The sequence below is a fragment of the Acidimicrobiales bacterium genome (assembly GCA_036491125.1).
Taxonomy (GTDB): domain Bacteria; phylum Actinomycetota; class Acidimicrobiia; order Acidimicrobiales; family AC-9; genus AC-9.
Window position 1 is genome coordinate 24468 of sequence record DASXCO010000035.1, and the last position, 7519, is coordinate 31986.

Genomic DNA, 7519 nt, shown 5'->3' on the forward strand with positions numbered 1-7519 from the left:
GGTGTGATCTCCGTTTCCTCTTGTCGTGAGCCGTGTCGTGCCGCCGAGATCATCCGGAGGCCGGCTCGCCTGCTCCCTCTGTGAGGCGTCGTTCCATCGGCTTCACTCGCTGGTCCCAGACGCCCGGGTGCCAGAGCTCGACCCGGTCGATGGCGCCGTGCACCAGCACGTCGCCGTCCAGTCCGGCGAAGTCCCGCAGGTGCGACGGAATGGCCATCCGGCCCTGCCGGTCGATCTCCACCTCGTGCGAGCCGGAGGCCCACACCCGGGCCAGGTTGCGCTGACCGGGATCCTCGCTGGCGCTCTGTTGCATGTCGGTCATCTGCTTCTCGAACTCCTCTGGGGTCCACAGGGCCAGGCAGCCGTCGTGGTACTGGCTCAGGTAGCCGCCGTGCTCGAAGTGCACCCGAAATTTGGCCGGAAGGATCACTCGCCCCTTGGCGTCGAGGCCGTGCTCGAACCTGCCGAAGAACCTGGCCATTGGTGATCGCTCCCACGATGCTCCCCAAACCTCTAGGGACCCTCCCTTTCACTCCACTACGTGCCACCGTACGCCCCGTCCCTCCCTTCGTCAACCACCACGGCACCATCGGCTCGGCAATCCCCTGGGCCCGCGCTCCCAGGCCGACGCCAAAGCGAGTCCACCCTGACGCGCCAGGCGCGACGACTGGTGGATGCAAGGGCGCAGAGAGGCCAGAGAAGGCTGCGAGGTCGCTCGTGGAGTGCCGAGCCAGCCGTTCCTGTCGCGTTCAGTTGCGGTGGAACACACCAACTCCCGCCGCGGCGCGGGTGGCGCGAAGTGGAGGGCTCCCGCTCAGGACGGCAGGTGCGAGACGAGGCCGCGCTCGATGTCGTCGACGCCCACTCCGGGCCCGAGACCGGCCGCGGCGGCAGCGAGCGCGACCGCACCCTCCGCCCGCTCCGACTCGGCGAGGTCGAGCACCTCGAGCAGCCGGCGCGCGTCCCACCGCACCAGCGCCGCGCATTGGAACAGGGCGCCGGCGCGAGTCCGGCGTTGCGCCATCCCGACGATCTTGTGACCCCGCACGGTGACCTCGCCGGCGCCGGTCCCGGCGAAGCACACCTTCGCCGACCATGCGGTCGCGACCGGCGGGCCCCGATGAACATCCGCGCCGGCCACGCCGAGCGACAGCAGGGCATCGGCCCATGCCTGCCCCAACCACCAGAAGGCCCGCCCGACGTCGGGCGCCCACAGCGGGTCGTCGCGGGAGACGTAGACCTCGATCCAGGCCTGGGCGCCGGGTTCGACGAGCACTGCCCCTCCCCCGCTGCGGCGGCGGACGATTTCCAGCCCGGAGGAAGCGGCGCGCGCACGATCGACATCACGACCGGGTTGGGTGCTGCCGAGCACCAGAGCGGGGCGGCTCACCCGACAGAGCGTCACGACGCGCGGCGCAGGCACCGGGTCCCGGTGGTGCAGCTCGCCGGCGCTGCCGGTGAGCTCAGCGACGCTCCACGGCGGCGGTGGCCCCGCCGGCGGGCACGAGCGAGGGGACGACGCTATGCCGACGCCGACAGGGAGGCCGTCCCGAGATACGGCTCCCAGTCGGGGCGCAACCCGCCCGTCGCGACGAGGAACCACACGCGCTCGCGGGGCTGCGACGGCGCCCGACGGAGGGTCAGGCCGACCTCGTGGACGAAGCGGTCCTCCTTGCGGGTGTTGCACCGCCGGCAGGCGGCGACCACGTTGTCCCAGGTATGGGTACCGCCCCGGCTACGGGGCACGACGTGGTCGATGTTCTCTGCCGCCGACCCGCAGTACTGGCAGCGGTGCCCATCGCGGGCGAACACGGCCCGCCGGTTGAGGGCGACGCGGCTCTGGTACGGCACCCGCACATAGCGGGCCAGGCGCACCACCGAGGGCTCCGGGAAGGCGACGCGCGCCGCCCGGAAGTGACGCTCGGTGGAGTGGATCAGCTCGGCCTTCTCGTCGAGCAGCAGCATCAGGGCACGCCGCGACGGAACGATCGACAGCGGCTCGAAGGTGGCGTTGAGCACCAGCGCCCGCGTCACCGCCACCAGCCCGCCGGCTAGGCCACCGCGCCCCGGCCTCGGGTGCCGTCATCGGCACCCCGGGCTGGGGCCCATGGTGGTGGTGGCAAGGGCATCGCTGCGAGAGGCTAGCGCGCCGAGCGCCTCGCTTCGCGGCACCAGGCCAGGTACTCGACGACATCGCCCCCCGCCAGCTCGGCCCCAGGGTCGCCGTACGCCGTCTCGAGCCGGAACCGGAGGTAGCTCGGATCGGGCCGAGGCAGGGGCGGCCAGCGTCTCCACCAGCCCGGACTGGCGAGCACGGCCGCCTGGATCAGCGCCGTCGTCCAGAGTCTCGGCCGCCGCAGGACGACCAGGAGGAGGCCCAGCCCAGGACCGGGCCCCGGCATCATGAGGCCGCGGCGGCGCCGAAGGCGGGGAGGCGACCCAGGCCCCGCCACCCGACGGCGCCTGCACCCACCAGCGGTCCGGCCGCTCCGAGACCGGCGGGAACGATCCGCGTCCCCACGGAGAAGTCGAGCCGCGCCAGCGCGTCGAGCTCGGCCTGAGCCGCGGCGAAGAACGGGGCACCGAACCCGAGGGAGACCGAACCGGCCACCACGACCAGCTCGAGGTCGAGGAGGTTGACCACCGAGGCCACGGCCCGGCCCACCAGGGTGCCGCTGCGGACAACCACGTCGGGCCCCGCAAGGCGCGGAGAACGACCCGTCACGGCCGCGATGGCGGTCCCCGAGGCCTCGGCCTCCAGACAGCCCCGTCCCCCGCACGCGCACCTTCGGCCACCGGGCGTCACGACCACATGACCGATGTGACCGGCGTTGCCGGTGGCACCCTCGAGCAGCCGTCCGTCCAGCACGATCCCGCCGCCCACTCCGGTCGAGACCACCATGGCGAGGAAGTTGGCCCGCCCCACCGCAGCCCCCGCCCAGCCTTCACCGAGAGCCAGGGCCTTGGCGTCGTTGTCGACGAAGGTGGGCAGGGCACAGGCCTCGGCCAGACGGCGCCGCAACGGAAACCGGCGCCAGGCGGGGATGTTGAGCGGCGAGACCGTCTCGCCGCCGCTGCTCATCGGACCCCCGCAGCCGACGCCGCAGACCACGGGGCGTCGGCAGCCGCCGGTGGCCGCGACCCGGTCGACGAGGCTCGCCGTGGCCGCGAACAGCTCCTCGGGGTCCTCGACGGTCGGCGTGGCGACGACCTCCCCGGCCAGGACCTGTGCGTCGGTCCCGACCAGCCCGGCCGCCAGCTTGGTGCCGCCGATGTCGACCGCCAGGCACAGCTCCACCGGCCCACGCTAACCGTCGATCCCGCTCACGAGCAGGCCTCGCCCGTTAGTAGGCTCGTCGTGCGATGACACGGCGCGGGAGGGGCTAGGGCGTGGCGACGGAGCGGACCGCGACGCGCCAGGCGTTCGACTTCATCAGTTGCTTCGAAGGCATCGTCGACAACGTCGAGCGGGTCATCCAGGGCAAAGACGATGCGGTGCGTCTGGCCCTCGTCTGCCTCGTGGCCGAGGGCCATCTACTCATCGAGGACGTTCCCGGGGTCGGCAAGACGAGCCTGGCCAAGGCCCTCGCCGCCTCGCTCGACCTCCAGTGGCAGCGGATCCAGTTCACGCCCGACCTCCTGCCCTCCGATGTCACTGGAGTCAACGTGTACAACCGGGCCAACGGCACCTTCGACTTCCGTCCTGGTGGGGTCTTCGCCAACATCGTGCTGGGCGACGAGATCAATCGGGCCTCCCCGAAGACGCAATCGGCCCTGCTCGAGGCCATGGAAGAGCACCAGGTGACGGTGGATGCCAACACCTACCGGTTGCCGGCGCCGTTCATGGTGATCGCCACCCAGAATCCGATCGAGCACGAGGGCACCTATCCCTTACCCGAGAGCCAGGTCGACCGCTTCCTGATGCGAGCCCACATGGGCTACCCGGGCCGCCACGCCGAGATCACCATGCTCGACGCCCACGGCTCGGGGGACCTCATCGGGCAGCTCCACGCAGTGGCCGACGAGAGCGACGTGTCCGACATGGTCGCCCAGGCCCGCTCGGTCTTCGTCGCACCCGCCCTCAAGGGCTACATCGTCGACCTCGCCGGCGCCACCCGCTCCCACCCGAGCCTCGCGCTGGGCATGTCGCCCCGAGCCGCCCTCGCCCTGCAGCGGGCGGCTCGGGCGTGGGCGGCGGCCCAGGGGCGGGACTACATCACGCCCGACGACGTGAAGTCGATGGCCCGACCGGTGCTGAGCCACCGTCTGGCGCTCGCTCCCGACGCGTCGGTAGGCGGTCTCGGCCCCGACGACGCCCTCGATGAGATCCTGGCCTCGGTCCCCGTGCCTACCGGCCGGGCGGCCCAGGGCTAGATAGAGGGCCCGAACGAGGTGCCCACACGCCGAGGCTGGCTGCTCGCAGTCGCCTCCGTCGCCTCGATGCTCGCCGGTCGCTTGGTGGGCATGGTCGAGCTCTACGTGCTGGGAGCAGCGGGCCTCACGCTGGTCATCGGCTCAGTGATCTACGTCCGAGTGCTGCGCTGCCAGCTCGAGGTGGCGCGCACGCTCCACCCCGCGCACGTCACCGCCGGAGGCACCAGCCTCGTCCAGCTCGCCGTTCGCAACGTCGCCTGGCGGCGCTCACCCACCCTGGTGGCCTCGGATCCCTTCGACGGCGGCAAGCGGGTGGCCCGCTTCCTCGTGCCGCCGCTCGGCCCGAGCGACTCGGGCCGCGCCGCCTACCGGGTGCCCACCGAGCAGCGGGGGGTCTTCGGGCTCGGCCCCTTGGCGCTGCAGCTGGGCGATCCGTTTCGCCTGGCGTCACTGTGGCTGATGGGAGCGCCCGCGACCCGCCTGGTCGTGTACCCGAGGATCGACAAGATCCCCCCACCACCGCACACCCAGGGTGACGACCCGCGCGCCGGCGCCGACCACCGCTCCTTCCTCAGCCGCCGGGGCGAGGACTTCTACGCCCTGCGGGCCTACCAGGTCGGCGACGACCTCCGCCGCGTCCACTGGCCGTCGACCGCCCGTCTCGACGACCTCATGATCCGCCAGGAAGAAATGCCGTGGCAGGGCCGGGCGAGCGTCCTGCTCGACCTGCGCAAGCCGGTGCACACGCCCGAGTCCCTCGAAGTAGCCGTCTCGGCCGCGGCCAGCGTGGTGAGCTCGGTGTCGCCCAGCCACGCCCTCGTCCGCCTGTTGGCGACCGATGGCACCGACTCCGGCTTCGCCGCCGGCCGGGCCCACGTCGACGCGGTGCTCGAGCGGCTGGCCGAGGTCCGGATGACGTCGTCGGGGAGTCTGGTGAACGAGCTGGGCGTCCTCGGCCGCGCTGCGGGAGGAGGAGTGCTCGTGGTCGTGACGACGGCGCTCGCCACCGATACCGATCTCCAGCGCATCGGGAGGCTCCGCAGCACCTTCCCGACGGTGATGGTGGTCCTGGTCGACGAGACCGCCCAGGACACGGCGGTCACCCGCGGGGTGACGCGCCGGCCGGCCCCCGGCCCGATCATGCCCATCAGAGTGACTGCGGCGCGGCCGTTCGCCACGGCCTGGGCCGAGGCGCTCGGACGTGACCGGCCCTTAGCCGGGACGCTGGGCCGGCGACGGTGACCGCGCCGCGTCCGTCTGCCGCCCGCTCGCCGCGGCGCGCCTCACCGCCCACACCCGACACGATCCGCTCGTCGGCGATGGCGACGATTCCCACGACCGTGGCCCTCGCCATTCTCACCGTGGTCACCGCCGCGGGCATGGGCAGGCTGTTCAACAGCACCTCCTATCTCGGTCCGCTGGTGGGCGCCGCCGTGGCGGCCCACGCCCTGGCGTGGCTGTGGCGCCGGCTCGGCCTCGGCACCGTGGCCGCCCTGCTCCTGTCCGCCGCCGGCATCCTCCTGGTGACGACGTGGATCGCGCTTCCCCACACCACCGTGCTCGGCCTCCCCTCAGCCAGCACCTTCCATCAGGCCAGCTCGCAGCTCACACAGGCCCGCCAGCAGCTGCAGGAGCTCACCACCCCGGCGCCGGTGACGGCCGGGTTCCTCCTCGGCTCGGTGTTGATCGTGGGCATCATGGGCGTGCTGGCCGACTGGGCGGCATTTCGCCACCGCTCGACGCTCGAGGCCATCGTGCCGTCCCTCGCCCTGTTCATCTACACCGCCGCCCTGGGTACCTCGCGGGGACGCACGCTGGCCGTGGCGAGCTACCTAGCCGCCCTCATCGGCTTCGTCCTCGTCGCCGAGAGCAGCCGGCAGGCGTCCGCCATGCCCTGGCTCACGAGCCGGGCCGGGCGGGGTCTCACCCCGCTACTGCGCGGGGGCGCCACGCTCGGGGTCGTCGCCGTCGCCGCGGCCCTCGTCGTGGGTCCCAATCTGCCGGGCGCCCGCTCCGCCGCGGCCCTCGACCTCCACCACCTCACCCAACCGGGGCCCAGCCAGCGCACCACGATCAGCCCTCTGGTCGACATCCGGTCCCAGCTGTTGAAGCCGAGCGACGTCGAGCTGTTCACCGTCGCCTCGGCGACCCGCACCTACTGGCGCCTCACCTCGCTCGACACCTTCGACGGCGCCATCTGGTCGGCCAACCAGTCCTACCGGAGCGCGGGCATCGAGCTGCCGTCCTCGGCCGCCTCCGCCCCTCCCGGCGTGGCACCGGGAGTGAAGCAGGCCTTCAGCATCTCCAACCTCGCCAGCGTCTGGGCGCCGGCTGCCTATCGGCCGAGCCGCCTGATCGGTGTTCCCGGTGCCAGCTACAACCCGGAGTCGGGCAGCATCATCACCCCATCCGCCACCCCCGACGGTCTGACCTATCAGGTCACCTCGGACATTCCGCATCTCGACGGCGCCGAGCTGGCCCAGGACGGAGCAGCCCCGGCTGGGAGCGACGTGTCGCACTACCTCGCCCTTCCGAACGGGATTCCGGACTCCATCCGCCTGACCGCGGCGCAGATCGTGCGGGGCCAGACCTCCGACTACGGCAAGGCGCTCGCCCTGCAGAACTGGTTCCGCGACAACTTCCGGTACAGCCTGAGCGTTCCGCCCGGCCACGACGACAACGCCATGCTGCGCTTCCTCTCGGCGCGACAGGGGTACTGCGAGCAGTTCGCCGGCACCTACGCGGTGATGGCCCGGTCCCTCGGACTGCCGACGCGGGTTGCGGTCGGCTTCACGCCTGGACAGCTGGAGGCTGACGGCCTGTACCACGTGCGGGCCCTGAACGCCCACGCCTGGCCCGAGGTCCTCCTCGGCCGGTACGGGTGGGTCAGCTTCGAGCCGACACCCGGGCGGGGCGAGCCGGGCGCCGAGGCCTACACCGGGGTGGCGGCCGCCCAGACCGGCCCCGCCGACACCCCCGCTCAGAGCACCGCCGGAACGCCGGCCGCTCCCACGCCTCCGGCGCCGGCGCCAGCGGTCCCGGTGAAGCCCTCCCCCAATCTCGTGCATGCCGGTCCGACCGCCCACCATGGCGGCCACTTCCCGGTCGCCGGCGTCACCGCGGCGGCGATCGTGGTGGCCCTGGC

General features: G+C 72.4%; 8 protein-coding genes. 3 read left to right on the forward strand and 5 right to left on the reverse strand.

The genetic code is table 11. The annotated features are described in order from the left end of the window. Nucleotides 1–49: 49 nt before the first annotated feature. The 5 genes from mraZ to VGF64_02880 form a co-directional block, all read right to left on the reverse strand. Nucleotides 50–481, reverse strand: a complete 432-nt coding sequence (gene mraZ, locus VGF64_02860) for a division/cell wall cluster transcriptional repressor MraZ (GenBank protein HEY1633672.1) — start codon at nucleotides 479–481, stop codon at nucleotides 50–52. Nucleotides 482–814: 333 nt separating this feature from the next. Then, nucleotides 815–1390, reverse strand: coding sequence for a hypothetical protein (locus tag VGF64_02865; protein ID HEY1633673.1), 576 nt, complete (start codon nucleotides 1388–1390; stop codon nucleotides 815–817). Between the two features lie 131 nt (nucleotides 1391–1521). After that, the gene (locus tag VGF64_02870) at nucleotides 1522–2040 is read right to left on the reverse strand and encodes an HNH endonuclease (protein HEY1633674.1); all 519 of its coding nucleotides are present in this window, start codon (nucleotides 2038–2040) and stop codon (nucleotides 1522–1524) included. Nucleotides 2041–2141: 101 nt separating this feature from the next. After that, nucleotides 2142–2405 (reverse strand): hypothetical protein, encoded by a 264-nt coding sequence (locus tag VGF64_02875; protein ID HEY1633675.1) that lies wholly within the window; start codon nucleotides 2403–2405, stop codon nucleotides 2142–2144. Beyond that, on the reverse strand, nucleotides 2402–3298 hold the full coding sequence (locus tag VGF64_02880) for an ROK family protein (protein ID HEY1633676.1): 897 nt from the start codon (nucleotides 3296–3298) through the stop codon (nucleotides 2402–2404). Before VGF64_02880 ends, VGF64_02875 begins: the two co-directional genes overlap by 4 nt. Nucleotides 3299–3390: 92 nt before the next feature. Here VGF64_02880 and VGF64_02885 point away from each other — a divergent pair, with 92 nt between their 5' ends. The 3 genes from VGF64_02885 to VGF64_02895 form a co-directional block, all read left to right on the forward strand. Continuing rightward, entirely contained in the window at nucleotides 3391–4374 is a 984-nt protein-coding gene (locus VGF64_02885; protein ID HEY1633677.1) for a MoxR family ATPase, read from the forward strand. Nucleotides 4375–4392: 18 nt separating this feature from the next. Then, nucleotides 4393–5616 carry a DUF58 domain-containing protein gene (locus VGF64_02890; protein HEY1633678.1) on the forward strand — a complete coding sequence of 408 codons (1224 nt, stop codon included), beginning with the start codon at nucleotides 4393–4395 and terminating at the stop codon, nucleotides 5614–5616. Between the two features lie 77 nt (nucleotides 5617–5693). Next, a partial coding sequence (locus VGF64_02895; GenBank protein HEY1633679.1) for a DUF3488 and transglutaminase-like domain-containing protein occupies nucleotides 5694–7519 on the forward strand: 1826 nt, incomplete at its 3' end.

Bases quoted from the DNA above. Each gene is read 5' to 3' on its own strand.
- VGF64_02875 (HEY1633675.1), bottom strand. From the start codon at position 2,405: ATGATGCCGGGGCCCGGTCCTGGGCTGGGCCTCCTCCTGGTCGTCCTG.
- mraZ (HEY1633672.1), bottom strand. From the start codon at position 481: ATGGCCAGGTTCTTCGGCAGGTTCGAGCACGGCCTCGACGCCAAGGGG.